The sequence below is a fragment of the Microbacterium esteraromaticum genome (assembly GCF_014084045.1).
Taxonomy (GTDB): Bacteria; Actinomycetota; Actinomycetes; order Actinomycetales; family Microbacteriaceae; genus Microbacterium; species Microbacterium esteraromaticum_D.
The window spans coordinates 1,060,799-1,086,335 of sequence record NZ_CP043732.1 but is presented as its reverse complement, the minus strand read 5'-3'; the positions used below and the strand labels follow the sequence as shown (position 1 = coordinate 1,086,335).

Genomic DNA, 25,537 nt, shown 5'->3' with positions numbered 1-25,537 from the left:
GTCATGGCGTGGACGATGAGCACTCCGCCGAGGCCCTGCAGCCAGAACGCCTGTTGGTCGAGGCCGAACCATGCCTCCATGGCGTAGGGGATGCGGCCGCCGACGCCGAACAGCAGCTTGAACGACCACACGCCCATGAGCGGGGGAGCGCGATCGGCAGCAGCGCGAGCACCTGGCAGATGCGGCGGCCGGGGAAGTCCCAACGGGTGAGCAGGATGGCGACGAGAGTGCCGAGCACACCGGCGCAGAGCACCGACAGCAACGACAGCACGATCGATCCGCCGATAGCCGAGGTCTGGGTGGGGTTCGCGAAGAAGTCGCTCCACGCCTTGAACGAGAAGCCGAGCACGGCGGCCTTGTCCTGCGAGACGCTGCGTCGCGCCGTGGCGATCATGGGACCGATCACGTAGCCGAGCAGCACGATGAGCAGCAGGGCGAGGGTGAGCACAGTCGACCAGCGGCGGCGGATCCACGGTGGGCGCTTCGAGGGCCCGGTGACCCGTTGCGCGTTCGTGAGAGTGGTCATCGCTGCTCCGCCGGAACGCAGTACGCCGACTCGGCCGGCAGCACGACGCGCAGCGCGTCGCCGCGCTGCGGACGCGTGTGCGTGCCGGTGAGGTCGACCTTGATGCGGCCGACGGGGGTGTCGAGCTCGCACGAGAGGGAGTAGCCGACGAAGTCGACATCGGCGACGGTTCCCGAGACGACGTTCTGCGTCTCGTCGGATGCTGCCGGGCGCACGCTCTCGGCGCGAACGGTCGCGACGAGAGCGGACCCGGGTTCGAAGGAGACCCCCGGCGCCGCGTTGTCGACGAGCACCTCGAGGATGCTGCCGTCGGTCAGCTCGAGCGCGGCTCGTCGGCCGTCGACGCGACGCACGGTGGCGTCGAGCAGGTTGTTGCGCCCCAGGAAGCCCGCGACGAAGGCGGTGCGGGGTCGGCTGTACACCTCATCGGGTGTGCCGACCTGGTGCACCATCGCGGTGTTCATGACGGCGATCCGCGTCGACATGGCCAGCGCCTCGGCCTGGTCGTGCGTGACGTAGACGGAGGTGATGCCGGTCTCGGCATGCAGGTCGCGCAGCGCGCCGCGCATCTCGAGGCGCAGCTTCGCGTCGAGGTTCGACATCGGCTCGTCCAGCAGGAGCAGCTGGGGACGGAAGACGAGCGCTCGGGCGAGCGCGACACGCTGCTGCTGCCCGCCCGAGAGCTCGTCGACGCGAGCACCCGCCTGTGCGGCGAGCCCCACCTGTGCGAGGACGTCGCGGATGCGACGCTCGGCCTCGGCCTTCTGCACCTTGCGCACGTCGAGTCCGAATCCGACGTTGCGGGTGACCGACATGTGCGGGAACAGCGCGTAGTTCTGGAAGACCAGACCCACGTCGCGCTTGTTCGCCGGCGCATACGTCACGTCGCGGTCGTCGAAGTGGATCGTGCCGCTGTCGGGCTCCTCGAACCCGGCGATCATCCGCAGCGTCGTCGACTTGCCGCATCCCGACGGGCCGAGCAGGGTGAAGAACTCCCCGTCGGCGATCGTCAGGTCGATGCCGTCGACGACGGTCCCCGAGCGGGCGAACGACTTGCGCAGCTGGTGCAGTGTGACTGAGACCATGTGTCAGATCAGCCCTTGTCCTTGATGTTGTCGGCCCAGTACGTCATCCACTCGTCCTGGTTCTCGGCGAACACGGCCCAGTCGATCTTCATCTCGTTGAGCTCGAAGTCCTTCATCCAGTCGGGCTGGTCGGCCTCGGGGATGTCCATCGCCGGGATCTGGTAGTAGTCGGCGGCGAGCTTGGCCTGCATCTTGGGCTCCATCAGGAAGTCCATGAATGCCTGGCCGGCGGCCTGCTGCTTCTCGTTCTTGATCACGGCGACGCCGTCGACGAGCACGGGTGCACCCGACTCCGGCATGATGTAGTCCCACGGGCGGTTGTTCTTGAGCGGCTGGATGAGGGCGTCCTGCATGTTCCAGACGGTCACCTGCCCGGTGCCCTGGTCGAGCTGGGTGTACATGTCGTCGGGCGTCGCAGCGTACGAGACGGTATTGGCGTCGATCTTCTTGAGCAGGTCGTAGCCGGCATCCGGCTTGCCGTCCTTCTCGAACGCCGAGTAGACCATCGAGGCATAGATCGTGCGCATGGTCCCCGAGGGCATGACATCGCGGATGACGATCTTGTCCTTCCACTCGGGCTCGGCGAGGTCGGCCCAGTCCTGCGGCGCCGACTTCTCGTCGAGCAGGTCGGAGTTGTAGATGATGACCTCGGGCAGCAGCATCTCGGCGATCCAGCGGTCCTCGGCGTCCTTGTACTTGTCGTCGACGGCGTCGCCGTTCTTCGGCTCGTACGCTGCCAACAGGCCTTCGTCTGCCGCCTGCTCGAACTGCTGCTGCGTGCCGCCCCAGAGGAAGCCGGCCTGCGGGTTGCCGGCCTCTGCGCGCATGCGGTCGAGGTTCTCCTGAGCGCCGGCGATGACCGTGGTCACCTTGCCCGCGTACTCGGGGTGCTCCTTCTCGAACTCGGATACAACCCAGGCGACCTCGTCCTTGTCGCGTCCGGTGTAGATGGTCAGACTCTCGCTGGGCTTGAGCTCGGTGCTGCCCTGCGAGGGCTTCTCGCTGGCGGTGGGCTCGACGTCTCCTGCGCAGCCGCTCAGGACCAGTGCGCCGGCCGTGGCGAAGGTCGCGAGCCCCAGGAGGCGGCGACGGGTGGTGTGTGCCTTCATTTTCTTCCTCGTCGAAGTCGTGCGGCGGGTGCCGCGGGATGGTGGATACGGGATCGGATGGGTGGGATGCTGCTCACAGACCTCCTGCCAGGAGCTGCTGCCAGCAGCGATTGAGCGCGGAGTCCAGTACGGCGTCCGGCTTCGGCTGCGCGGATCGCACCTCGGGGAGGAACGGAAGCTCCCCGCGAAGCGGGTCGAGCATCTCGCGATGCTCGACCTCACGGAACGCACGCGCGTGCCCGCCGAGCAGGATCACGTGCGGATCGAGGAGGGCGGTGATCACGGCGATGGCGTGAGAGAACGCGGCGATGACATCGGCCCGGATGCGACGAGCCGCGTCGTCGCCGCTGTCGGCGAGGGCGAGGAGTCGGTCGATGGCGGGATCGGCGACCTCGTGGCCGGCCGCCTCGAGGCGCGCGGCGACAGCACGGGTCGAGGTGGTGTCCTCGAAGTCTGTGCGGTCGTTGGTGCTCAGCGGCGACAGGCCGATCTCGCCGGCGGCTCCGTGGTCGCCCTCGATCAGGCGTCCGCCCGCGATGATTCCGGCGCCGATACCGCGCGCCCCGAGGTAGAGATAGACGGCGTTGCGGCCTGCCCTGGCACCGAGGCTGCGGCGCTCCGACGCCATCATCAGGTTCACGTCGTTGTCGATCGTGACCACCACGCCGAACCGTTCGCGCAGCAGGGAGCGCAACGGTACCTCGGCGGTCCAGCCGAGGTCGGGAGCGGCGCTCACATCGCCGGTGTCGGCGTCGACCACACCGGGTACGGCGACGCCGATGCCGAGCACGCGCGGGGTGCGCTCGATGAGTCCCGCGATGGTGTCGACGATCGACTCGGGGCTCACCACCCCGCCTACGGGGTCGGCGCTCGTCTCGCTGATGATGCCCCCGTGAAGGTTCACGCACCGCGCGCGGAGTCCCTCGGAGGTGCATGAGACGGCGAGCAGCGCTCCGTGATCTCTCACCACTTCGAGCCGCACGGGAGGGCGTCCGATGGCCTGGGCCTGTGCACCGACCTCGCGCAGGATGCCGTCGTCGATCAGACCGCGCACGAGCCTGGTGATGAGAGACGAGCTCACCCCGAACTGCTCGACCAGGTCGGATCGGCTCTTGCGCTGCTCGTGCAGGGCTCCGACGACGCGCGCTCGCTGCGTGCGCCGGTCGGCGAGGGCCAGAGTGGGGCGCGACATCAGCGGATCCCGTCCTGCTCGGCCCTGCGGGGAAGAAGCTCGGTCTCGTATTGCGGTCCGGTGCGGTGCCCGCCCTTGACCCTGATGAACCATTCCCGGTCCTGGATGCGCATGCCCCGGCCCGAGGCGAGGACCCAGTACGGCTCGCGCACCGTGAGCTGCGTGCGATGACAGGCGAGGGCCGCGGTCTTCGCGGTCAGGTGCTGCGAGACGTCGAACTCGACGTCGATCGCCGCGTCGTCATGCACGCCGTCGGGGTAGGCGGCAGGGTCGGGGTCGACCCAGAGCCCGAGCTCATCCGCGTGCGTGGCGAGCTCGGTGAGCTCCTCGACGATCAGGTCGCGCGGCACGGCAGTCCAGTAGACGAGGGGCACGTCCCATGCCTCTGCATCGAGCGCGGCGTCCGGGTCGGCGGCGAGCTCGAGGCCGCGCATGGTGACACGGTGCGTCTGGATGTGGTCGGGGTGCCCGTAGCCGCCGTTCGGGTCGTAGGTGATCACGACCTGCGGGCGGGTCTCGCGGATGATCCCGGCCATCAGCAGTCCGGCCTCGTCGAGGTCGGCCTGCCAGAACGCGTCGGGCCGGTCGTTGGCGTCGATGCCGAGTCGTCCTGAGTCGCGGTAGCGGCCTTCGCCGCCGAGGTAACGGTGGTCGGTCACCCCGAGGGCGGTGATCGCGGCGGACAGCTCGCGCGCCCGCTCGGGGCCGAGCGCGTCATCCTGGTCGGCGTGCAGGTGCTGCAGCTCGGGCACGGCGATCCGCCCCTGCTCACCCCGGGTGGATGTGACGACGGTGACGCCGTGGCCTTCCGCGACCAGGCGGGCGATCGTGCCTCCCGTCGCGCAGCTCTCGTCGTCGGGATGCGCGTGAGTGAGAAGGATGTGCGATGCGCTCGCCATGGCGGTCTCCTCTGATCGTGCCCCCGGCGTCTGTGCCGGCTGACTTAGATTCTGGCAGCAAGAATCTAAGTGCGACACAGCGGAAAATAAGTCGCGGAGGGCTCAAGTTGAGAATGGTTATCATTAGCGCTTAGAGTGGACGCATGCACACTCGCCTTGCCGCTCTCGCTGTCGCCGCCGCCTCCGCTCTCGTCCTGACGGGATGCTCGACAGCGCCCGGCGACGAGGCCGGCGCGGGCGATGCGGGCGGGGCGCTGCAGGTCGTCGCGTCGACCAACATCTACGGCCAGCTGGCCGCAGAGATCGGCGGCGACCGCATCGAGGTCACCAGCCTGATCGACTCGGCCGAGAAGGACCCGCACGGCTACGAGGCCACGGCGCGCGACCGTCTCGCCGTGCAGAAGGCCGACCTCGTGATCGAGAACGGCGGCGGGTACGACTCCTTCATGCAGGAGCTGATCGACGGCTCGGATGCCGTGGTCATCACGGCCGCGGAGTTCTCGCACGACTTCCCGGATGCCGTCGTGGAGGACCACGCCGATCACGACGAGCACGCCGAGGGTGAGCATGCCGAGGGCGAGCACGCCGCGGACGAGCACTCCGCGGACGAGCACGCCGAGGGCGAGCATGCCGAAGAGCACGAGGGCCACTCCCACATCGAGGGCTTCAACGAGCACGTCTGGTTCGACGTGCACACCGTCTCGCACGTCGTCGAGCAGATCGCCGCCGATCTCACCGAGATCGATCCTGCAGGCAAGGCCGAGTACGCGGCATCGGCCGAGAAGCTCGCGGCAGAGCTCGAGGGCATCGAAGGCGAGCTGCACACGCTGCACGAGAAGCTCGAGGGCACGCCCGTGTTCATCACCGAGCCTCTGCCCGGCGCGCTCGCCGCGGCTGCCGGCCTCGACGACGTCGCCCCCGAGGGCTTCGCCTCAGCCGTCGAGGAGGGCAACGAGGTCGCGCCGGCCACGCTGCTCGAGTCGCTCTCCCTCGTCGAGGGCGGCAAGGTCTCCGCTGTGCTCGCCAACGCGCAGACCGGCGGAGGCGAGACGAGCCGCATCGAGGACGCCGCGAAGGCCGCCGACATCCCGATCGTCACGTTCCATGAGCTTCTCGAGGCCGACCAGTCGTACGCTGAGTGGATGCGCGCCGCGATCTCCGACCTCGCCGCCGCCCTCGGCGGATGACGGCCCCTCTTCACGCTCAGGATTCGGCGCCCGTTCTCGCGATCAGGGGAGCGGGGCTGCAGCGCGGCGATCGCGAACTGTGGTCCGGACTCGACCTCGACGTCGCCCACGGCGAGTTCATCGCCGTGCTCGGACCATCCGGATCCGGCAAGACGACCCTGCTGCGCAGCATCCTGGGTCTTCAGCCCCTCTCGTCCGGCAGCATCCGCGTCGACGGCCGACCCGCGCAGCGCGGTGACCGCCGGATCGGCTACGTGCCGCAGCAGCGCCCGCTGCCGCCCGACACGAGCATGCGCGCCCGCGACCTCGTCGCGCTCGGCGTGAACGGCACCCGCTTCGGCCTGCCGATCCCGCGCAGGGGCGATCGCGCCCGCGTCGACGCGCTGCTCGAGAGCGCCGGCGCCTCGCACTACGCCGAACGCCCCGTCGGGCTGCTCTCGGGCGGCGAGCAGCAGCGTCTGCGCGTCGGCCAGGCCCTCGCCGACGACCCCGTGCTGCTGCTCTGCGACGAGCCGCTGTCTGGCCTCGACCTCGCCAACCAGCGCGGCATCACCGGCATCATCGACCGCCAGCGACGGCAGGGCGCCGGCGTGCTGTTCGTCACCCACGACATCAACCCGATCCTGGGGCTCGTCGACCGCATCCTGTACATCGCGGGAGGCCGCTTCGTGCTCGGCACCCCCGACGAGGTGCTGCAGAGCCGCGTGCTCACCGAGCTCTACGGCACCGCCGTGTTCGTGCTGCGGGCCGGCGACAGACTGGTCGTCGTCGGAGCACCGGATGCCGAGGGTGCGCACGCCCATGAAGCCGCCGACCCCTCCGCCGGCCATTCGGGAGCGCACGCATGAGGCCGCTGCTCGACTGGGGGGACGTCTTCTCGTTCCAGGACTACGGCGAGCTGCTCGCGCTGCTGTCGAACTCGATCGTCGCCGGAGCGGTGCTCGGCATCGTGGGCGGGCTGATCGGGGTCTTCGTGCTGCAGCGCGACCTCGCCTTCGCCGTGCACGGCGTCAGCGAGCTGTCGTTCGCGGGCGCCGCGGCGGCGCTGCTGTTCGGTGGCAGCGTGGTCGCGGGCTCGCTGGGCGGAGCGCTCGTCGCCGCGATCCTCATCGGCGTGCTGGGGGCGAAGGCACGCGATCGCAACTCGATCGTGGGCGTGCTCATGCCGTTCGGCCTCGGCCTCGGCATCCTGTTCCTCTCGCTCGTGGAGGGCCGCACGGCCAACCGGTTCGGGCTGCTGACCGGGCAGATCGTGTCGGTGTCGAGTCCCGACCTCAGCTGGCTGATCGGCATCTGCATGGTGGTGCTCATCGGGCTGCTGCTCATGTGGCATCCGCTGCGCTTCGACTCTCTCGATCCCGAGTCCGCCGCGGCGCGCGGTGTGCCGGTGCGCGCCGTCAGCCTCGCCTTCATGGTGCTGCTCGGGCTGATCGTCGCCGTCAGCGTGCACATCATCGGAGCGCTGCTCGTGATGGCCCTTCTGGTCACCCCGGCCGCGGCCGCGATGCGCCTGTCGGCCGGGCCGATCGCCGTGCCGCTTCTGGCGGCGCTGTTCGGCTTCACGTCCGCCGTCGGCGGCATCCTGCTCGCGCTCGCCGGCACCCTTCCGGTCAGTCCCTACATCACCACGATCTCGTTCCTCATCTACGCCGCCTGCTGGATCGCGCAGTGGATGCGCGGGCGCGTCCGCCGGGTCTGAGCGGGGATGCCATCATGGATGCCGGGGGCGACACTACTTCAGAGAGGCCGGATCCGGTGAGCGAGACGCAGCAGAACGACGACGAGCAGAACGGCGACTTCTTCGACCAGCTGCTGACCACCGCCCCGAAGGAGCGCTCGTCCTTCACGCAGGCGTTCCGCGGCTACGACAAGGCGGAGGTGGATGCCGCGATCGCGACGCTCCGCGACCAGCTGAAGCGGGTCAGCGGCGACCTCGACGAGGCCGACGAGCGGCGTCGTGGTGACCTCGACGAGCTGCGCGCGCAGAACGAGAAGGCGATCGCCGAGGCGGTCGCCGACAGCGACGGCCGCGTGGCCGAGCTCGAAGCCGAGCTCGCTGCGGCGCGTGCACAGGCCGATGACGCGAGCGCGCAGATCGCGGCGCTGAGCGCCGAGCTGACCGAGGCGCCTCGCTCGGACGGCGAGCCGCAGAGCAGACAGCAGTTCGAAGCGGTGCTCCGCGTCGCCGAAGAGCAGGCGAGCGTGCTGATCCACAACGCCGCCACTCAGGCCGAGCGCCTTCTCGAGGCCGCCAGGGAAGAGGCAGAGGCCAAGCGCGCGGAGGTCGCCGCGGACGTCGCGCGCATCACCGCGCAGGCGCAGCACGACGCCGACCAGATCCGTCTGAAGATCGACACCGAGCACACCGCCCATGAGGCGCGCCTCGAGCGCGAGCAGGCGCATGCGGCCGAGAAGGTCGCGCAGGCCGAGCAGGAGGCGGCGACCATACGCACCGAGGCCGAGAAGGGCGCCGCGGCGCTGCGCGCCATGGTCACCCGCGAGACGACCGATCTTCGGGCAGACGCCGAGCGCGAGGTGCGGGAGATGAACGCCCGCGTGCTCGAGTTCGAGGAGACGCTGACCCGCAGGCAGGATGACGCGCAGCAGGAGTTCCTCGTGCTGCACAACCAGGCCGTCGCCCATGCCGAGCGGATCACCGCAGATGCCAACGAGCAGGTGGCGGCATCGCTCGAGCACGCCCAGCGCATCTCGTCGAAGGCCGAGGACTACGAGCGCCTGATGCGCACCCAGGCGCAGGCCATCGAGGCCGAGGCGCATGTGAAGGCGCGGGAGACCCTCGACCGCGCGCGCACCAAGGCGCAGAAGATCGTCGACTCCGTCACCGGTCACGCGACCGGTGCGCTGCGCGATGCCGAGGACCGCACCAGGCAGCTGCGCTGGCAGCAGCAGCAGCTGAACAGCTTCATGGCCGAGGTGCGCGAACTGCTGCGTCCCGAGGGAGTGCTCACCGCCCCGGCATCCGACGAGCAGGGTGACGAGAGCTGACGACGCTCGGCACTGACCGCCCGCTCAGGCACCCGGCCTAGACTCGACTCATGGCTCAGCGGAACACCTGGCAGCGCGAACGCGTGCGCGATGCGCTCGCCGACGCGCGGGGCTTCGTGAGCGCGCAGTCGCTGCACGCCGACCTCCGCCAGGCGAACACCGGCATCGGTCTGGCCACCGTCTATCGCGCACTGGCCGGGCTCGCGGCGTCGGGCGAGGCCGACTCGCTGCAGAGCCCAGAGGGCGAGGCGCTGTACCGCGCCTGCTCGACCGAGGGCCACCATCACCACCTCATCTGCCGATCGTGCGGTCTGACGGTCGAGATCGAGGCGAAGGATGTCGAGCAGTGGGCTCAGCGCACGGCATCCCTGCACGGCTTCCGCGACGCAGAGCACGTCGTCGACATCTTCGGCCTCTGCGCCACCTGCGCCAACAGGCAGGATGCCGCGACCGAGGCGACGCAGTGACGACCACCACCTCGCCCGAGGTGCCGCACGCGCATCGGCCCGCGCTTCGCCGTGTGCCGACGGGCGCCGCGATCGCGATCGGCGCCGGCATCGTCGCGGTGCTCGTGCTCATCGATCTGCTCGCCCCGACGCTCTTCCCCAAGGCGCTGCCCGACCGCGCGCAGGACGGGCTGACCCTCGCGCTCAGCGTGCTGATCGAGGCGCTGCCGTGGGTGATCCTCGGCGTCGTGCTCTCGATCGTCGTGCAGGTGTGGCTGCCGTCGGATGCCGTGCAGCGCTGGCTTCCGCGCAACGCATGGACCAGGCGCGGGGTGCTGTCGCTGCTGGGCATGTTCATCCCGGTCTGCGAGTGCGGCAACGTGCCCTTCGCCCGCGGCCTGATGATGCGCGGTCTGGCCCCTGCGGAGGCGATGACCTTCCTCATCGCAGCCCCCATCGTCAACCCGATCGTCATCCTCACCACGCACGCCGCGTTCGGCTGGGACGGCGGCATCCTCGTGGCGCGCCTGCTCGGCGGCTTCGTGATCGCCAACCTCATCGGCTGGATCTTCAGCCTCCGTCGCGACCAGCAGGAGCTGCTCACCGAGCGATTCGTCGAGACGTGCGCGCACGTCACGCACGAGCCCGGCAGCCCGACCCGTCGCAGCCTCGTGCAGTTCCTCATCGAGCTGCGTGCCGTGATGCCCGCCCTCGTGATCGGCTCAGCGCTCGCCGGAGCCGTGCAGGTGCTCGTGCCGCGCGACGTGCTGCTGGCGATCGGATCGAACCCCGTGCTGTCGATCCTCGCCATGGTCGCGCTCGCGATGACGGTGGCGATCTGCTCGAACGTCGACGCCTTCTTCGCGCTGTCCTTCGCCTCGACGTTCTCGTCGGGGGCGATCATCGCCTTCCTCATCGTCGGTCCGCTGGTCGACGTGAAGATGCTGGCGCTGCTGCGCACCACCTTCACCGCCCGCGTGCTCGCGGCGGTCGTCGGGGTGGTCATCCTCTCGGCCTGCGCGATCGGGATCGGGGTGAACGTCCTTGGCTGATCAGACGGATGCCTCCCGCGGCCGGCTGCGCGCCCTGACCACGCGATGGCTCGGCGTCGGCCTGGCGTCGGTGATCTCGGTGGTCACCCTCGTGCTCGGCGTCACCGGCCGGCTGACGCTGTACATCAGCCCGGAGACGGTCTGGTTCGCCACGGCCGCCGCGGCTGTCACGCTCATCGTCGCCATCTGGTCGTGCACCCTGCCGCTCGGAGCGGAGGGCGAGCACGACCACACGCATGCGCCTGCGGCGACGGATGCGGTTGCGCGCCGTCGGCACCGCATGCAGACCGTCGCGGTCGTGAGCGGAGGCACGATCGCCTCGGCCGTCGTGCTCGCGGGGCTCGTGCTGCCGCCGGCATCCCTCTCGGCGCAGCTCGCCCTCTCGCGCGTCGGGGAGTCGCCGACGCTGTTCGCCGGGGCCGACGACGTCGCCCTCGGCGTCGCCGACACCACGAGCTTCGGCGTGGGCGACTGGTCGATCGCGTTCGCGAACTCGACCCGCCCCGAGAAGTACGACGGCGCGGCCGTCACGCTCACCGGATTCGTGACCCCCTCCGAGGACGGCGACGTGAACCTCACCCGCATGGTGATCTCGCACTGCGTGATCGACGCGCAGCCGGCATCCGTCCCGCTCAGCGGCGGGGGGCTCGACGGCGACTACGAGACCGGCCAGTGGGTCGAGGTCACCGGCACCGTCAGGGCCGGCGATCGCGGTGCGCTGAGCATCGAATCGGCCACGGTGAAGAAGATCGACGAGCCGAAGGATCCGTATGAGTACTGACGGATCCGCAGACCAGCCCCTCACCCGAGCGCAGCTGCGCGCGCTGCGCGCCGCCGAGGAAGCGGGTGTCGAACCAGGGGCCGACGCGCCGGATGCCGGTCCGGTCCGCGAGAATCGTCCGGCACCTGACGCGTCGACCCCCGACGTGCCATCGCCCGCAGTTCCGCCGCCCGCATTGCCGCCTCTCGCAGTGTCACCGCCCGAGGTGTCGACCCCCGAAGCGCACGCGCACGCAGAGGCGTCACGGCCCGAGCAGCCCGCACGGCCGCGCGACAGGCGGTTCGGGCTCGTGCTGTTCTCCGTGCTCGGCGTCCTGACCCTGGTCGCCGGCGTGCTCGCGGTGGTGAGCCTCGTGCAGGGGCCGCGTCTCAGCGAGGTGCAGGTCGATCCGGCGCAGGCGATCGAGGCATCCGGCAGCCGACTGATCCTCACCGCCAACCAGAGCCTCGACACGATCGATCCCGAGCAGGTCTCCGTCGAGCCCGCCGTGCCGTTCACGGTCGACGCGAGCGGTCGCAGCGTGGGAATCCGGTTCACCGTCCCGCTGCACGACGACACCACCTACCGCGTCGCCGTCGACGGCGTCACCGCGGTGGGCGGCGGCACCGCGGCCGACCTCGAGACCAGCTTCCGCACCCCCGCGTCGACCATCCTGCTGCTGCAGCGCGCCGAGGGCTCCGACAAGATCTTCCTCTCCGACCTCGGCGGCGAGAAGGCCACGCCTGTGTTCGAGCATCCGCGCATCAGCGACTACCGCGCGACCGCCGACGTGCTCGTCGTGGCCGTCGAGGAGGACGACGGCTCCCGGCTGATCGTGATGAATCGCGACGGGTCCGGCCAGCGCGAGCTGACGCTGCCCGGTGAGGGCTATGTCTCATCGGTGCAGGTGTCCGACCGGGCGGGGCTCGTCGGCTACAGCTACTCCGATCGCGACCTCACCGAGACCTCGGGTCGGGCGAGCGTGCTCGTCACCCAGGCGCTCAGCGGTGCGGACGAGCCCCGCGTCGTGCAGATCGACGACAAGGACGCGAACGTCGCCGAGTGGCGCTTCGTGCCCGACTCGTCCTCTCTGCTGTTCATCGACTTCAACGGCGCCCTGAGCGTCGAGGACCCCACCGGAGACGCCGGCCCGCAGTCCATGGGCACGGCAGCCAGCATCCTCGGGGTGAACCGCGGCACGTACACGGCGCTGATCGAGCGGGCCGATGGGAGCTTCGTCGTGCTCGACCTCACCGACGGCGCCGAGGAGCCGCTGCCGCCCTCCGAACCCGACTACGGCGACGCAGTCGGCATCGAGGCGTTCCCCGGTGGAACCCTGCGCCACGTGGTGCAGCGCGACGAGCTCGGCATGCCGACGGGACAGGCGATCGTGAAGGTCGACGATGAGGGAGCGGCGACCGTGATCGCCGAGGTGAGCGGCGAGGACTCGATCCTGCAGACCTGCGCCTCGCCCAGCGGCCAGTACGTCGCAGTCACCATGGCGCCCGACCTCGCGAACAACGAGTACGACGACCTGCTGCTGCCGCTGCCGACGACCATGCACACCCGACTCATCGACCTCGTCGGCGATCGCGAGCTGCCGACGCTGAGCGGCTTCGACATCTCGTGGTGCCGCACGGCTCCGCTGCCGTGACGATCGATCGCGCAGACCTGCTGAGCCTTCCGGTCGAGGTCGCACCGCGACTGCTGGGCGCCGAGCTGCGAACCCTCGTCGACGGCGTCGAGACGGCGCTGCGCATCACCGAGGTCGAGGCCTACCACGGCAGGGGCACCGGCGACGTGCCCGACCCCGGGTCCCACGCCCGGATGGGACCGACCGCGCGCAACGCCACCATGTGGGGCGAACCCGGTCACCTGTACGTGTATCTCAGCCACGGCATCCACTCGTGTATCAACGTCGTATGCGGCCCGGAGGGGACGGCGGGCGGAATCCTGCTGCGAGCGGGCGAGATCATCGAGGGGGTGGATGCCGCGGCCCGCCGCAGGGGCGTCGCCACGCCCCTGTCGCGCATCGCCCTGCGCGACCTCGCCCGCGGACCGGGTCGCCTCGGTCAGGCGCTCGGACTGCGGCATGCGCTGCACGACGGCATCGACTTCGTGACCGGAGCCGAGCAGAACGGCGCCCGCGCTCAGCTGAGCTGGGGAGAGCCGGTCCGCGACGTCTCGGCCGGACCGCGCGTGGGGGTGGCGGGGATCGCCGGCACGGATGCCTTCCCCTGGCGGTTCTGGATCACCGAAGACCCGACCGTGTCGCCCTTCCGCTGGGGGCGAGGCGCGCGAGAGGCGGCGGGGCTCTGAGCACGGCGCGCGCGGGGCTCGTGTTGGTGCTCTGAGCACGGCGCGCGCGGTGCGCGTCGTGGCGGGTGATGGTCAGGACGGGGTGCAGCCGCAGGACTCCCGGATGCGCAGCTGCGTCGTGAACGCGCGGTGACCGCGCTCATCACCGGCATCCAGCAGGGTGCGCACCGCCGCATCCGCCATCGCCTCGAGCGGCTGAGCCGCCGTCGTCAGCCGCGGCCAGACGAAATCGGCCGAGACGGTGCCGTCGAACGAGACGATCGCGACATCGTCCGGCACGCGCACGCCGTGCCGGCCGAAGGCCGCCAGCATCCCGATCGCGATCTGGTCGGACGCCGCGAGCACGGCGCGAGGCAGGCGTCCGCTCTGGATCAGCTGCATGGCCGCGTCGTGGCCGCCCTGATAGGTGAAGGGCACGTGGATGAGCGGGCCGAGCGGAAGGCCGGCCGCGGTCAGCGCATCGCGCCAGCCTCGTTCTCGTTCGTCGTATCGAGCGGCGCTGCCGACGAAGGCGACGTCGCGGTAGCCGTGGCCCACGAGGTGCGCTGTGGCCTCGCGGGCTCCGAGCGCGAAGTCGACGCCGACGCTGTGCAGGCCGTCGGTCTCGCCGAACTGCCCGATCACGACAGTGGGGATGCCGAGCGCCTCGACCAGCGACTGCTCGCGAGCGGTCAGGACGTCGGCGATGATCAGACCGCCGATCTGACGCGAGACGAGATCGCGGATCTGCTCGGCCGTGGGCACCTGCTCGCGGTCGGAGTTGACGATGAGCAGCGAGCGGCCGTTGTCGGCGCTCGCCTGATCGAGGGCGTGGCACAGCTCGGCGAAGAACGGGCTGCGGTTGTCGTGCACGAGCAGGCCGAACATGTCGGCGGAGCCCATCGACAGCGCGCGGGCGGCGGCGTTGGGGCGATAGCCGAGCACGCGCACGGCGTCGAGCACGCGTTCCCGCGTCAGGGGCGCGACGGCCTTCGGCCCGTCGTTGAGCACGTAGCTGACGACGGCCGTGCTGACGCCGGCGTATCGGGCGACGTCAGCCCGGGTCACTGACCGCGGTCGGCGGTCAGCGTGCATTCGGTTCCCCCATATCGGGAATCATAAGGCGCTCGCCCCCGCGACGCGCCGACTCGTGCGCGATGACACCCGGCAGAGTGAACCTCGCGGCCTGCCACGCGTTCACCGGCGGCAGCGTCTGATCCGTCACGGCACGCACGAAGTCGTCCACGAGGAAGTGATGACTGCCCTCGTGGCCGTTGTGCAGCGACTGCAGCTCGGCGGGGATGCGCCGGCGCTCGGTCTCGTGGATCGCGGCATAGCCCGACACGAATGCATCGCGCAGCGCCGGGGCCACGTGGGCGAGCGCGGGGTCGTCGACGGAAACGGAGGCGTGGGTGTCGATGAGGTGCGAGATGTCCTCGACGCCCTCGCGGTTCTGCCAGACGGTGGTGCGCGCGAGCTGCTCGAACGATCCCTCGGTGCCGAACCAGCGGAAGCGCGATTCGCGCAGGTGCGTGGGGTAGCCGACCCGGCGGAACTCGTTGATCCGCATGGATCCGCCGCCGGCGACCTCGAACAGGGCGGTGGCGTTCGAGAAGTCGTTGTCGAACTGGCTGACCTCGCGCTCGAACACGCCGTCGCCGCGCTCGTCGATCACGCCGATGGCCGAGACCGCCACGGCATGGGTGGGCCAGGCGCCGAGCACGCCGCCGATGGAGTGCGTGGGGTAGAGCAGCGGCGGATAGCTGGCCGTGCTCTTCCACTCCTCGCCGCCCGAGTACTGGTAGGCCTCGTAGAAGCCGAGGTCCATGTCGTGGACGTAGTCGCCCTCGCCGTAGAACAGCCGACCGAACTCCCCGGCGGCGAGCTTCTGCCTCGCGTACACCGTGGACGGGTTGTAGTAGCTCGTCTCGCCCATCATGTAGGTGAGGCCGGTCTCGCGTACCGCGTCGATGATGGCGGCGATCTCGTCGACGGTGATGGCCATCGGCACGGCCGAGTACACGTGCTTGCCGGCGCGCAGCGCCTTGACGACCAGCGGACCGTGGGTCCAGCGCTGAGTGAAGATCGCGATCGAGTCGATCGCAGGCGACGCGACCATGTCGTCGAAGCTCTCGAAGACGCCCGCGAGTCCCGCGGATGCCACCAGCTCAGCGGCCCGCGAGGGCACGACATCAGTGACGTGCACAGCCGAGATGCCGGGATGATGATGGAAGAGGGTGGCGAACTGGCCTGCGAACTGGCCCGCGCCGACGAGCCCCATGGTGAACGCCATATGCCGCAGTCTTCCACCGCGTGTCAACGGGTGTCAACTGAGTGAGGGATCTCGAAACCGTGCCCCTCAGAACGGTTTCGAGATCCCTCTTTCCCCAGTGATCTACGCGGGTAGAGTATCACGGCCGATGCCGGAATGCACCCCCTAGAGCAGGGAATGATGGTGCGAGCGCCGTGCGCCCGGTTCGGGGGAGTCGGATGCCGTGCTAAACTGACTCCTTGTCTGTGCACACTCCTGTGCGCAGTTCGTATCCCACACCTCTTCGCGCGGCTGACGAAGCCGTGCCTGCGGGTGGGGTGCAGACAAGGGATCTTGGGTGGGGCCGTCCGGCCTCACGGTAATGAAGGAGTCACAAAATGGCAGCAGTGTGCCAGGTGACCGGTGCTGTTCCCGGCTTCGGTCACAACATCTCGCACTCGCACCGCCGGACGAAGCGTCGCTTCGACCCGAACGTGCAGAAGAAGACCTACTACGTGCCGTCGCTCGGTCGTAAGGTCACCCTGAACGTGTCCGCCAAGGGCATCAAGGTGATCGACGCTCGCGGTATCGAGAAGGTCGTCGCGGACCTCAAGGCGAAGGGTGTGAAGCTCTAATGGCCAAGAAGGCTCAGGACATCCGTCCGATCATCAAGCTGCGCTCGACGGCGGGCACCGGTTACACCTACGTGACCAAGAAGAACCGCCGCAACACCCCGGACCGCCTCGTGCTGAAGAAGTACGACCCGGTCGTTCGCAAGCACGTCGAATTCCGCGAGGAGCGTTAATCATGGCGAAGAAGAGCAAGATCGCTCGCAACGAGCAGCGCAAGGTCATCGTCGAGCGCTACGCCGAGCGTCGCGCCGAGCTGAAGAAGACCCTGGTCGACCCGAACGCCACCGACGAGGCCCGCGAGGCCGCTCGCGTCGGCCTGCAGAAGCTGCCGCGCAACGCGTCGCCGATCCGCGTCCGTTCGCGTGACGCCATCGACGGCCGTCCCCGTGGCGTGCTCACGAAGTTCGGCATCTCGCGTGTCCGCTTCCGTGACATGGCCCACCGTGGTGAGCTGCCCGGCATCACCAAGTCGAGCTGGTAAGCATCCGCTTGTGAGGGGCGAGGATCTTCGGATCCTCGCCCCTTTCGCATTCCCTCGCAGCGCTCACTCGTTCGGGAGGAGAACGCACGCAGGGGAGGCGGGCATGGCCTGGCTGATCCTCCTATGAGGGCTTTCTCCTCCAGAGCGGTTGCCCTGCACATTCCGGGCGCGAGAGCACTTGTGCACGGAAGGGGTGATTCTGCTCACTGCATGTCTCGCGCAGGCGCCACGCTCGTGGCATGGAGATCGTTCAGGCGCTGCAGCAATTCGATGGCGTGGCCCGGATCGAGACGCTTCGTCGTCTCGGCGTGACGGCATACCAGCTCAGGAGGGCTCGCGAGAGCGGGCTGATCCACTCGGTCAGGCGCGGGTGGGTCGCCTTGCGCGGTGCCGACCGGATGCTGGTGGCGGCCGCGCGCCGAGGAGTGGTGCTCAGCTGCATCACCCTGGCCGCCCGGCGCGGGCTGTGGGTGCTCGACTCCTCTGAACCGCACGTCGCCGCGCCACCGCACGCCGGGCATGCTTCCGTGTCCACGGGAGTCATCCATTGGAGTCGGCCGCTCTTCCCCCGGCATCCCGACTCCTGCGAGGACTCGCTCGAGAACGCACTGGTGCTCGCAGCCCGCTGCCAGCCACACGAGGCGGCGCTCGCCCTGTGGGAGTCGGCATTCAAGAAGGAGCTCGTCGATCCCGTCGTGCTCGGTCGGGTACCGCTGCCGCCGCATGCGAGGGAGATGCTCGAGCAGGCGACGCCGTTCGCGGATGCCGGTACCGAGAGCATCTTCCGCACGAGGCTGCGTTGGCTGAGGCTGCCGGTCACGCCGCAGGTATGGCTGCTCGGGCACCGAGTCGACTTCCTCATCGGCGAACGGCTCGTGGTGCAGATCGATGGCGGACACCACGTCGACGAGCAGCGGACGAGTGACATCGCGCACGACGCGCTGCTGAAGCTGCACGGCTTTCACGTCATCCGCATCAGCTACTCCCAGCTGATGGATCGCTGGCACGAGGTGCACGCCCTCATCATCGCGGCGATCGCGCAGCGTCTGCACCTCGCCGCATGATTCACCCGCCCGCCCGCCCGCCCGCCCGGGAGGAGAACTCACGTATGGGAGGACCAGCACAGCGCAAACGCCCTCCGATGAGTGCGAACTCCTCCCTCGAGCGCGGCGACGGGGACGCCCATCTCGACCTGAATCTGTGACTGAAGTGACGAAAGTGACGGAACTCGCCGAGAAAACACGTCAAAACCCGCGAAATGACGCGGAATCCGGGCGTGTGGTTGATACATTCGAGGCGGTCGAACGACCGACGGGGGTCTCTCCCTCGAAATCAACACGATGCGACGGACCTTCGTCGCTGGAGGAGTGACATGGCTGACAAGTCCATCACCAAGACCGAGCTCGTCGCGAGCATCGCTTCCGCCACCGGCGAGAGCCAGGCCACTGTTTCGCGCGTCCTCGACTCGCTGTTCGCCACCGTCTCGGACGCCGTTGCCAAGGGCAGCAAGGTCTCGATCCCCGGCTGGATCGCGTTCGAGCAGGTCGACACCGCCGCTCGCACCGGCCGCAACCCGCAGACCGGCGCCGAGATCAAGATCCCGGCCGGCAAGCGCGTCAAGGTCACCGCTGGCTCCAAGCTGAAGGCAGCCGTCAAGTAAGACCGCACGCTTCGCATGAAGGCCGTCCCTGTGGGGGCGGCCTTCATGCGTATCGGCCGTAGGCTGGAACGGTGAATTCCTACCGTCTCGCTGGCCTGGCGATCCTCGTCGTCAGCGGGGTCGCAGGACTCATCGTCGCCCTGGTCGTCGGCGGCGGGGCGGTGCCGCCGAAGCTGCTCGATCCTGGCCCCGTCGTCATGTGGGGCCTGCCCGCCGTCAAGCTCGTCGCCAACCTGGGCGCGGCCGCGATGCTCGGCTCCCTGGTGCTCGCGCTGTTCGGCCTGCGCGCCGGCTCGCGCCCCTTCGAGGTCGCGATCGACACGGCATCCGTGGGAGCCGCCGTCTTCACCATCGGATCCGGCCTCACCGCCTTTCTCACCTTCATGGCGGCCTTCAACCCGAAGCTCACCGCCGACCGATCGTTCGGCGAGCAGTTCGGGCGGTACCTGCTCGAACTGCCTCTCGGGCAGGCCTGGCTGATCACCACCCTGATGGGCGCGGTGATCACCCTGCTGCTCTTCGGCTGGCGCAGCTGGACGGGCACGATGCTGACGGCTGTGCTCGCCGCCGCGGCGTTCCTGCCGATGGCCACGCAGGGCCATTCGGGCGACGTCGCCGGCCACACCGTCGCCGTCAACGCGATCCTGCTGCATACGATCGGCGCGGCGGTCTGGGTGGGCGGCGTGCTGCTGCTCGTCATCCTCCGCCACGTCGGCAGCCGGGCGGCGGCGCAGAACGCGGGCAAGGCCACGACCCCGGATGCCCGCATCGACCTCCCCGTGCTGGTCGGGCGCTACTCGTCGCTGGCCATCGCCGCGTTCGCGGTCGTGGCGTTCTCGGGCGTCGCCCGCACCGTGGTCGCGCTGGGGGAGTGGAGCGAGTTGCTCTCGCCCTACGGGCTGATCGTCATCGCGAAGGCGGTGGCGCTGGTCGGCCTCGGTCTGTTCGGCGCCTGGTACCGGCGTCGCCTCATCCCCCACCTCGACGGCGACCGTGAGAAGCGCTCGTTCTGGTCGCTGATCCTCGGCGAACTCGCCCTCATGGGCCTCGCGTCCGGCGCCGCCGCAGCGCTCGCCCGCACCCCTCCGCCCCTCGGCGAGGAGGCGCCCGCAGTGCAGACCCCTGCCGAGCGGCTCACCCGCAGCCCGCTGCCGCCGGAGCTGACCCCCGATCGCTGGTTCACCTCGTTCGACCTCGACGTGCTGTGGATAGTGGCGGTCGCGTTCGGCGTCTTCCTCTACGTCGCCGGGATCGTCCGGCTGCGTCGCCGGGGGGATGCCTGGCCCGTGCACCGCACGGTCTTCTGGATGTCAGGGTTGGCGCTGCTGCTGTGGGTGACGAACGGGCCGATCAACGCGTACCAGGACTATTTGTTCAGCGTGCACATGGCGGGACACATGCTGCTGAGCATGGCGATCCCCGTGCTGCTGGTGGCAGGCGCGCCGATCACCCTGGCGCTGCGCAGCATCCACAAGCGCGACGACGGCACACGCGGCGGCCGGGAGTGGATCCTGTGGGCGGTGCACTCGCCGTACTCGCGCTTCATCACGCATCCGTTCGTCGCCGCCGCCATCTTCGCGCTGTCGCTGTGGGCGTTCTACTTCACAGACCTGGTGCGCTGGGCGATGTACGACCACCTCGGCCACGAGTGGATGATCATCCACTTCCTCATCTCGGGCTACCTGTTCGCGATGACGCTGATCGGCGTCGACCCCATCCCTTACCGCCTGCCCTACGCGGGTCGTCTGATCACGCTCATCGCGGTGATGGCGACGCACGCGTTCTTCGGCATGGCGATCATGATGCAGTCGGGGCTGATCGTCGCCGAGTGGTACGGGTCGATGGGCAGAACGTGGGGCCCGACCCCGATGGAGGATCAGTACATCGGCGGCGGCATCGCGTGGTCGGTCGGCGAGATCCCGACGTTGATCCTGGCGATCACGCTCGCGATCCAGTGGTCGAGATCGGATGCCAGGCTGCAGCGTCGACGCGACAGGCACGCCGATCGCACCGGCGACGCCGAGCTCGAGGAGTACAACGCGCAGCTGGCCCGCATGGCCGAGCGCGACAGCGCTCGCTGAGGCGTCAGTCCTCGAGTGCGGGCTGGTCGCCCTCAGGCGATCCCACTCGGATCGACACCGACCCGTCTGCGAGCACCGTGACCGTGCCGTTCACCCGGAACGGCACATCCTGCGAGACCTCGCGCACCGCGCCGTCGAAGAGCGATTGGATCTTCACGTCGATGTGCGCCATCGCCTCGGTGGGCGGCAGAGCCCAGTTCGCGCCGTCGGGCACGAGGGTGACGGTGGGCTGCGTCACGATCGACCACGTGGGCACCGTGTCGGGGGCGAGCCGGTTGTGCAGCTGCAGACCGAAGGGGCAGCGGGTCGGCTGCAGCACCTCCTGCGTCGCGCAGTCGGTGAGGAACTGCTCGACCTGCTGCTGGACGACCCCGACGAACTTCTCGGTCGGCTCGGTCTGCACATCGACAGGAGTGCGCGCGAGCGCGGTATCGGCGAGCACGCTCACGCCGGGGGATGCCGCGATCGCCGTGTCGACGGTGACCGAGTACCTTCCGGGGGTGAACACCAGCAGATGAACGGGGTCGAGCGGGGCGGCCTCGGCACCGTCGACCGACACCTGGCGGCGATCGATCGCGAATCCGTTCACCGCGAACACATCGGCTCCGCGCACGGTCAGCTCGATCTCGGCGAGCGGGCTCTCGGTGAAGCGCCAGTTCGGGGTCACGCCGACCCAGCCGTCCTGCGCGACGGTGAAGGTCGAGGTGCCCTCCACGCCTCCGGCGCGATAGTCGACGACGACCTGGTGCAGGCCGTCCTTCTCGCCCTTCTCGGTGACCGTGACGTCGGTCAGCGGAGAGAGGGCGGCACGGCGCAGCAGCGCTTCGGATGCGGAGGCGTCGATCCCGGCATCCTGCAGCACAGCCAGGTCGAGCGAGACGCCAGGCACCTGCAGAGCCTCCGCGGCGCGGCCACTGGAGAGCAGGTCGAGGTAGCGCTGCACGAAAGCAGAGGGGCTGTAGAACTGCTGATACAGCGACATCCCGCCCGCCGCGATGGCGGCGAACAGCAGCACGCCCACCAGCGCGAGGAGGGTGAGATCGGCGCGGAGGCTGGACCGAGCGCGCGGGCTCGCTCGCCCCCGTGACACCCGCCCCTGCATCATGGCGCCAAGTCTATGGAGTCGGCCCTGGGACGGAGCCGAACGCGCTCCGCCGGGACTTAACATAGGGGGCGTGTCCATCGCGCTCTCGGAAGAACAGCAGGCGCTGTTCCGACTCATCGAGGACACCGACGAGCACGTGTTCATCACGGGGCGCGCCGGCACGGGCAAGTCGACCCTGCTGCAGCACTTCGCGTGGAACACGAAGAAGCAGATCGCGATCTGCGCGCCCACGGGCGTCGCGGCGCTGAACGTCGAGGGTCAGACGATCCACTCGCTGTTCCGGCTGCCGATCGGGCTCATCGCCGAGAGCGAGATCGACCAGTCCGACGCGACCCGCCGCATCCTGAACGCCATCGAGACCCTTGTCATCGACGAGATCTCGATGGTCAACGCGGATCTGATGGATGCCATCGACCGGTCGCTCCGGCAGGCGCGCGGCAAGCGGGGCATCCCGTTCGGCGGAGTGCAGATCGTCATGTTCGGCGATCCGTACCAGCTCGCACCGGTGCCGCCGCGCGGCGACGAGCTGCGATACATCCAAGACCATTACCGCTCGTTCTGGTTCTTCGATGCGAAGGTCTGGACCGGTGGCCGTCACGGCGACGACGACGGCGGCGGGATGCTCGACATCGGCACCTACGGCGCGAAGCTGCACGTGCACGAGCTGGTGCACATCCACCGCCAGTCGGACGACGGGTTCAAGGCGATGCTCAACGCCGTGCGCTACGGCCGAGTCACCGCAGACATCGCCGGCGTGCTCAACGAGAAGGGCGCCCGCACCCCTCCCGAGCCCGAGGCGGGCGAGGTGCCGATCATCACGCTGGCGACCCGCAACGACATCGTGAACAGCATCAACCGGCGCCATCTCGCGGCCCTTCCCGGGCGCGAGCAGACGGCGCACGCGGAGGTCTCGGGCGACTTCGGTCGCGGCGAGGCCAACTACCCGGCCGATGCCGAGCTGAAGCTCAAGGTGGGGGCGCAGGTGATGTTCCTGCGCAACGACATCTCGATGCAGGGCGAGCCGCCGCGCTGGGTGAACGGCTCGATCGGCACGGTCACCCGCATCCTCGGCGGAAGCGTGCGCGTCGACGTCGACGGAGACGAGTTCGATGTCGAGCCTGCGGTGTGGGAGAGGTTCCGTTACGCGTACAACCCCGGCACCAAGACGCTGACCCGCGAGGTCGCGGCGGAGTTCACCCAGTTCCCGCTGCGCCTGGCGTGGGCGGTCACGATCCACAAGTCGCAGGGCAAGACCTACGATCGTGCGATCGTCGACCTCGGCTCCGGCGCGTTCGCACCCGGGCAGACCTATGTCGCCCTGTCGCGGCTCACGTCGCTCGACGGCCTCTACCTGTCGCGGCCGCTGCGGCCCAGCGACATCCGCGTCGACGAGGATGTGCGGCGGTTCATGCGCGAGGCGTGGGAGGCCAGACAGGCGCAGAAGGCGGAGGCGGAGAAGACGGAAGGCGCCCGCAACGGCATCCGGATGCCATGACCGGCCGCCTTTCAGGCTCGTCGCCCTAGACTCGGAGAGTCCATCTCCGGGGAGTGTCCTATGCATCTTCGTTCGTCGCGCCGCGTGCGCGCAGCCGTGGGCGGCGCCCTCGCCCTGGCGCTCGCACTGACCGGCTGCACCGCATCGGAGCCGGAGTTCAGCTACACGCCGCCTGAGCAGGTCGACGCGAAGCTGCCCGACGATGTGACGGGGCAGCTGCAGGCGGCCGTCGAGCAGGCGATCGTCGCGAGCGGCTCGTCGGGAGCCGTCGTCGGCGTGTGGGTGCCGTGGAGCGGCGAATGGGTCGCCGGCCTCGGCACGCAGGGCCCCGATGGCGAGAAGGTGACAGCGGACATGTCGTTCCGCGTCGCGGACGTGACCCGTCTGATGACCTGCGACGTGCTGTACGGCATGGCCGATGACGGCGAGGTCGAGCTCGACGCCCCCGTGCCGAAGTACGTCTCGGGTGTCGCCGACCTGAGCGACATCACTCTGCTCGATCTGTGCAACGGCACCAGTGGGATCGGCTCCTCGGAGGGCGCGGTCACGCAGTACTGGCTGAACACGCCTGGCCGCGAATGGGCGCCCCTGCAGCTGGCGAGCTTCGGCCTCGGCATCGGCCGCGGTCCCGCGCACACCGCATATCGCGACTCCGACGCGGGCTACCTCATGCTCGGCCTGGCGCTCGAGCGCATCTCGGGCAAGAGCGCCGCCGCGCTGATCGCCGAGTACGTGACGCGCCCCCTCGATCTCGCGTCCACGACGCTGCCGCCGCGCGAGTCGGCTGCGCCCACTCCGTCGCCGGCGCTGAAGGGCACGTATCTGCCTCCGGCAGAGGGCGGCGGCCTGAACTGCGCGGCACCGGTCGACATCACCGAGAGCTCGTCGAGCATCGGGTTCACCGACTCCGGGGTCGTGTCGACCATCACAGATCTGGGCCGCTACGCACAGGCCGAGGCGCGGCAGGCGCTCCGAGCCAAGGATGCCGAGCCCGCACGCTTCGGCGCTCCGCTGCCGGTCACCCCCGACGCGCCGAGCTGGTACCAGGCGACGGGCGGGGGCTATCTCGTCGGCTCGCTGGTCGGCCAGCACGGCTGGGTCCCCGGCTACGCGACCGCCGCATACTCCGACCCGGCCACCGGCTTCACGGTGGCCGTGACCCTCAACGGGTCGTCGGCGGGCGGCTCGATGGCCGGGTACCTGGCGTGGCAGCTGTCGGCGATCGCATCGAAGGCGCCGGCCGTCGAGGGGCAGACCGCTCCGGAGTTCGGGCTGCCCTTCACCGCCGAGCAGTACGCGCAGAGCATCGCCGACTCGGCGATCTGCTCGGCCCCTCCCGCAGAGTGAGCCGCGTCACCACCGGCGGCGCATCATCGTCGGGCGTCGGCGCGGTGGGCGCGGGAGCGGTGGGCCTGGTCGCGATCGGGCTGATCTGCCAGGAGGTCGGAGCCTCGCTCGCGGTGCTCCTGTTCCCGCAGATGGGCCCACTGGGCATGGTGATGCTGCGGCTGGTCTTCTCTGCGCTGATCCTGCTGGTGATCGCCCGGCCGTCGTTTCGCGGGCATTCGCCTGGTGCGTGGCGCTCGGCGCTCATGCTCGGCGGCGTGCTGGCGCTCATGAACGGCCTCTTCTACCTCGCGCTGCGCGAGCTGCCCCTCGGCGTGACCGTCACGATCGAGGTTCTCGGCCCGCTCGCGCTCGCCGTGATTGCCGCGCGCACCAAGGCGTCGTGGGTGTGGGCGGTGCTGGCGCTGGTCGGCATCGTCGCCCTGGGCGGCGGCGGATGGGAGCGGCTGACGGTCAGCGGCGTGCTGTTCGCACTCGGCGCGGCGGCCAGCTGGGCCGGGTACATCCTCTCGTCCGCGCGCGTCGGGCGCGACTTCGACGGGCTCGACGGCCTCGCCCTCGCGATGGCCTTCGGCGCGCTGCTCTCGCTGCCCTTCGGTGTCGCGGATGCCGGTGCCTCACTGCTGCGCCCCGAACTGGTGGCACTCGGTGCTGCGGTCGCCGTGCTGAGCTCGACGATCCCGTACGCGCTCGAGATGCTCGCGCTGCGCCGCCTCGCTCCCGCCGTCTTCGGCATCCTGATGAGCCTGGGACCGGCGATGGCGAGCCTCGCGGGATTCGTGCTCCTCGGCCAGCACCTCTCGGCGCTGGAGGTCGCGGGCATCGCGCTCGTCGTGCTCGCGAGCGCGGGTGCGGTATGGGCAGGGCGCGAACGCCGGGCTCCTGCCCGGCGTGCTCCCGATGTGCCGCCCACGCCGTGAAAGAA

General features: G+C 69.6%; 26 protein-coding genes. 18 read left to right on the top strand and 8 right to left on the bottom strand.

What is annotated here, in order from left to right:
• Position 1 precedes the first annotated feature (1 nt).
• From FVO59_RS16385 to mshB, 5 genes are all read right to left on the bottom strand, one after another.
• Positions 2-526 (bottom strand): ABC transporter permease, encoded by a 525-nt coding sequence (locus FVO59_RS16385; protein WP_259363458.1) that lies wholly within the window; start codon positions 524-526, stop codon positions 2-4.
• The gene (locus FVO59_RS05230; protein WP_182255365.1) at positions 523-1,611 is read right to left on the bottom strand and encodes an ABC transporter ATP-binding protein; all 1,089 of its coding nucleotides are present in this window, start codon (positions 1,609-1,611) and stop codon (positions 523-525) included. Before FVO59_RS05230 ends, FVO59_RS16385 begins: the two co-directional genes overlap by 4 nt.
• Positions 1,612-1,619: 8 nt before the next feature.
• Positions 1,620-2,720, bottom strand: coding sequence for an extracellular solute-binding protein (locus tag FVO59_RS05225; protein ID WP_182255363.1), 1,101 nt, complete (start codon positions 2,718-2,720; stop codon positions 1,620-1,622).
• 73 nt (positions 2,721-2,793) lie between these two features.
• Positions 2,794-3,912: an ROK family protein gene (locus FVO59_RS05220; RefSeq protein WP_182255361.1), complete on the bottom strand. Its 1,119-nt coding sequence runs from the start codon at positions 3,910-3,912 to the stop codon at positions 2,794-2,796.
• A complete protein-coding gene (gene mshB, locus FVO59_RS05215; protein ID WP_182255359.1) occupies positions 3,912-4,811 on the bottom strand; it encodes an N-acetyl-1-D-myo-inositol-2-amino-2-deoxy-alpha-D-glucopyranoside deacetylase in 900 nt (299 codons plus the stop codon). The genes FVO59_RS05220 and mshB overlap by 1 nt, the downstream gene beginning before the upstream one ends.
• A 143-nt stretch (positions 4,812-4,954) precedes the next feature.
• Between mshB and FVO59_RS05210 the strand changes: the two genes are divergently transcribed.
• The 9 genes from FVO59_RS05210 to FVO59_RS05170 are packed head-to-tail and all read left to right on the top strand — an operon-like array spanning position 4,955 to position 13,581.
• A complete protein-coding gene (locus tag FVO59_RS05210) occupies positions 4,955-5,998 on the top strand; it encodes a metal ABC transporter solute-binding protein, Zn/Mn family (RefSeq protein WP_182255357.1) in 1,044 nt (347 codons plus the stop codon).
• Positions 5,995-6,846, top strand: a complete 852-nt coding sequence (locus FVO59_RS05205) for a metal ABC transporter ATP-binding protein (protein WP_182255348.1) — start codon at positions 5,995-5,997, stop codon at positions 6,844-6,846. Before FVO59_RS05210 ends, FVO59_RS05205 begins: the two co-directional genes overlap by 4 nt.
• A complete protein-coding gene (locus FVO59_RS05200; RefSeq protein WP_182255346.1) occupies positions 6,843-7,697 on the top strand; it encodes a metal ABC transporter permease in 855 nt (284 codons plus the stop codon). Before FVO59_RS05205 ends, FVO59_RS05200 begins: the two co-directional genes overlap by 4 nt.
• Positions 7,698-7,753: 56 nt before the next feature.
• On the top strand, positions 7,754-9,004 hold the full coding sequence (locus tag FVO59_RS05195) for a DivIVA domain-containing protein (RefSeq protein ID WP_259363457.1): 1,251 nt from the start codon (positions 7,754-7,756) through the stop codon (positions 9,002-9,004).
• A 50-nt stretch (positions 9,005-9,054) separates the two neighbouring features.
• Positions 9,055-9,471 (top strand): Fur family transcriptional regulator, encoded by a 417-nt coding sequence (locus FVO59_RS05190; protein ID WP_182255342.1) that lies wholly within the window; start codon positions 9,055-9,057, stop codon positions 9,469-9,471.
• On the top strand, positions 9,468-10,502 hold the full coding sequence (locus tag FVO59_RS05185; protein ID WP_182255340.1) for a permease: 1,035 nt from the start codon (positions 9,468-9,470) through the stop codon (positions 10,500-10,502). Before FVO59_RS05190 ends, FVO59_RS05185 begins: the two co-directional genes overlap by 4 nt.
• On the top strand, positions 10,495-11,283 hold the full coding sequence (locus tag FVO59_RS05180; protein ID WP_259363456.1) for a TIGR03943 family putative permease subunit: 789 nt from the start codon (positions 10,495-10,497) through the stop codon (positions 11,281-11,283). Before FVO59_RS05185 ends, FVO59_RS05180 begins: the two co-directional genes overlap by 8 nt.
• On the top strand, positions 11,273-12,916 hold the full coding sequence (locus tag FVO59_RS05175) for a hypothetical protein (protein WP_182255338.1): 1,644 nt from the start codon (positions 11,273-11,275) through the stop codon (positions 12,914-12,916). Before FVO59_RS05180 ends, FVO59_RS05175 begins: the two co-directional genes overlap by 11 nt.
• 2 nt (positions 12,917-12,918) lie before the next feature.
• On the top strand, positions 12,919-13,581 hold the full coding sequence (locus FVO59_RS05170) for a DNA-3-methyladenine glycosylase (protein ID WP_182256523.1): 663 nt from the start codon (positions 12,919-12,921) through the stop codon (positions 13,579-13,581).
• A 72-nt stretch (positions 13,582-13,653) separates the two neighbouring features.
• Here the strand turns inward: FVO59_RS05170 and FVO59_RS05165 are convergent, their stop codons facing one another.
• Positions 13,654-14,628, bottom strand: a complete 975-nt coding sequence (locus FVO59_RS05165; protein ID WP_259363455.1) for a LacI family DNA-binding transcriptional regulator — start codon at positions 14,626-14,628, stop codon at positions 13,654-13,656.
• A gap of 16 nt (positions 14,629-14,644) precedes the next feature.
• Complete coding sequence (locus tag FVO59_RS05160; RefSeq protein WP_182255334.1) at positions 14,645-15,853, bottom strand: Gfo/Idh/MocA family protein; 1,209 nt, start codon at positions 15,851-15,853, stop codon at positions 14,645-14,647.
• Between the two features lie 356 nt (positions 15,854-16,209).
• On the opposite strand from FVO59_RS05160, the gene rpmB reads away from it, so the two are divergent.
• The 6 genes from rpmB to FVO59_RS05130 all read left to right on the top strand — a co-directional run bounded on the left by rpmB (position 16,210) and on the right by FVO59_RS05130 (position 20,665).
• Positions 16,210-16,446 (top strand): 50S ribosomal protein L28, encoded by a 237-nt coding sequence (rpmB, locus tag FVO59_RS05155; RefSeq protein ID WP_071645079.1) that lies wholly within the window; start codon positions 16,210-16,212, stop codon positions 16,444-16,446.
• Complete coding sequence (gene rpmG / locus FVO59_RS05150; protein WP_045250846.1) at positions 16,446-16,616, top strand: 50S ribosomal protein L33; 171 nt, start codon at positions 16,446-16,448, stop codon at positions 16,614-16,616. The genes rpmB and rpmG overlap by 1 nt, the downstream gene beginning before the upstream one ends.
• A 2-nt stretch (positions 16,617-16,618) precedes the next feature.
• Positions 16,619-16,924, top strand: a complete 306-nt coding sequence (rpsN, locus tag FVO59_RS05145) for a 30S ribosomal protein S14 (RefSeq protein WP_099195867.1) — start codon at positions 16,619-16,621, stop codon at positions 16,922-16,924.
• Positions 16,925-17,163: 239 nt separating this feature from the next.
• Complete coding sequence (locus tag FVO59_RS05140; RefSeq protein ID WP_182255332.1) at positions 17,164-17,988, top strand: type IV toxin-antitoxin system AbiEi family antitoxin domain-containing protein; 825 nt, start codon at positions 17,164-17,166, stop codon at positions 17,986-17,988.
• A gap of 308 nt (positions 17,989-18,296) precedes the next feature.
• Complete coding sequence (locus FVO59_RS05135) at positions 18,297-18,584, top strand: HU family DNA-binding protein (RefSeq protein ID WP_099195869.1); 288 nt, start codon at positions 18,297-18,299, stop codon at positions 18,582-18,584.
• A gap of 71 nt (positions 18,585-18,655) precedes the next feature.
• A complete protein-coding gene (locus FVO59_RS05130; protein ID WP_220465699.1) occupies positions 18,656-20,665 on the top strand; it encodes a bifunctional copper resistance protein CopD/cytochrome c oxidase assembly protein in 2,010 nt (669 codons plus the stop codon).
• 4 nt (positions 20,666-20,669) lie between these two features.
• Here FVO59_RS05130 and FVO59_RS05125 read toward each other — a convergent pair whose 3' ends face one another.
• Complete coding sequence (locus tag FVO59_RS05125; protein ID WP_259363454.1) at positions 20,670-21,770, bottom strand: hypothetical protein; 1,101 nt, start codon at positions 21,768-21,770, stop codon at positions 20,670-20,672.
• A 70-nt stretch (positions 21,771-21,840) separates the two neighbouring features.
• Between FVO59_RS05125 and FVO59_RS05120 the strand changes: the two genes are divergently transcribed.
• From FVO59_RS05120 to FVO59_RS05110, 3 genes are read left to right on the top strand one after another with little or no spacing between them, the layout of a single operon-like run.
• Positions 21,841-23,265: an ATP-dependent DNA helicase gene (locus tag FVO59_RS05120; RefSeq protein WP_259363453.1), complete on the top strand. Its 1,425-nt coding sequence runs from the start codon at positions 21,841-21,843 to the stop codon at positions 23,263-23,265.
• A gap of 60 nt (positions 23,266-23,325) precedes the next feature.
• Positions 23,326-24,612 carry a serine hydrolase domain-containing protein gene (locus FVO59_RS05115; protein ID WP_182255328.1) on the top strand — a complete coding sequence of 429 codons (1,287 nt, stop codon included), beginning with the start codon at positions 23,326-23,328 and terminating at the stop codon, positions 24,610-24,612.
• Positions 24,609-25,532 carry an EamA family transporter gene (locus tag FVO59_RS05110; protein WP_259363452.1) on the top strand — a complete coding sequence of 308 codons (924 nt, stop codon included), beginning with the start codon at positions 24,609-24,611 and terminating at the stop codon, positions 25,530-25,532. Before FVO59_RS05115 ends, FVO59_RS05110 begins: the two co-directional genes overlap by 4 nt.
• The last annotated feature ends 5 nt before the right edge of the window (positions 25,533-25,537 follow it).

Coding starts and splice junctions, on each gene's coding strand:
- FVO59_RS16385 (WP_259363458.1), bottom strand. CDS start 526: ATGACCACTCTCACGAACGCGCAACGGGTCACCGGGCCCTCGAAGCGC.
- FVO59_RS05230 (WP_182255365.1), bottom strand. CDS start 1,611: ATGGTCTCAGTCACACTGCACCAGCTGCGCAAGTCGTTCGCCCGCTCG.
- FVO59_RS05225 (WP_182255363.1), bottom strand. CDS start 2,720: ATGAAGGCACACACCACCCGTCGCCGCCTCCTGGGGCTCGCGACCTTC.
- FVO59_RS05220 (WP_182255361.1), bottom strand. CDS start 3,912: ATGTCGCGCCCCACTCTGGCCCTCGCCGACCGGCGCACGCAGCGAGCG.
- mshB (WP_182255359.1), bottom strand. CDS start 4,811: ATGGCGAGCGCATCGCACATCCTTCTCACTCACGCGCATCCCGACGAC.
- FVO59_RS05210 (WP_182255357.1), top strand. CDS start 4,955: ATGCACACTCGCCTTGCCGCTCTCGCTGTCGCCGCCGCCTCCGCTCTC.
- FVO59_RS05205 (WP_182255348.1), top strand. CDS start 5,995: ATGACGGCCCCTCTTCACGCTCAGGATTCGGCGCCCGTTCTCGCGATC.
- FVO59_RS05200 (WP_182255346.1), top strand. CDS start 6,843: ATGAGGCCGCTGCTCGACTGGGGGGACGTCTTCTCGTTCCAGGACTAC.
- FVO59_RS05190 (WP_182255342.1), top strand. CDS start 9,055: ATGGCTCAGCGGAACACCTGGCAGCGCGAACGCGTGCGCGATGCGCTC.
- FVO59_RS05175 (WP_182255338.1), top strand. CDS start 11,273: ATGAGTACTGACGGATCCGCAGACCAGCCCCTCACCCGAGCGCAGCTG.
- FVO59_RS05160 (WP_182255334.1), bottom strand. CDS start 15,853: ATGGCGTTCACCATGGGGCTCGTCGGCGCGGGCCAGTTCGCAGGCCAG.
- rpmB (WP_071645079.1), top strand. CDS start 16,210: ATGGCAGCAGTGTGCCAGGTGACCGGTGCTGTTCCCGGCTTCGGTCAC.
- rpmG (WP_045250846.1), top strand. CDS start 16,446: ATGGCCAAGAAGGCTCAGGACATCCGTCCGATCATCAAGCTGCGCTCG.
- rpsN (WP_099195867.1), top strand. CDS start 16,619: ATGGCGAAGAAGAGCAAGATCGCTCGCAACGAGCAGCGCAAGGTCATC.
- FVO59_RS05140 (WP_182255332.1), top strand. CDS start 17,164: ATGGAGATCGTTCAGGCGCTGCAGCAATTCGATGGCGTGGCCCGGATC.
- FVO59_RS05135 (WP_099195869.1), top strand. CDS start 18,297: ATGGCTGACAAGTCCATCACCAAGACCGAGCTCGTCGCGAGCATCGCT.
- FVO59_RS05125 (WP_259363454.1), bottom strand. CDS start 21,770: ATGATGCAGGGGCGGGTGTCACGGGGGCGAGCGAGCCCGCGCGCTCGG.
- FVO59_RS05115 (WP_182255328.1), top strand. CDS start 23,326: ATGCATCTTCGTTCGTCGCGCCGCGTGCGCGCAGCCGTGGGCGGCGCC.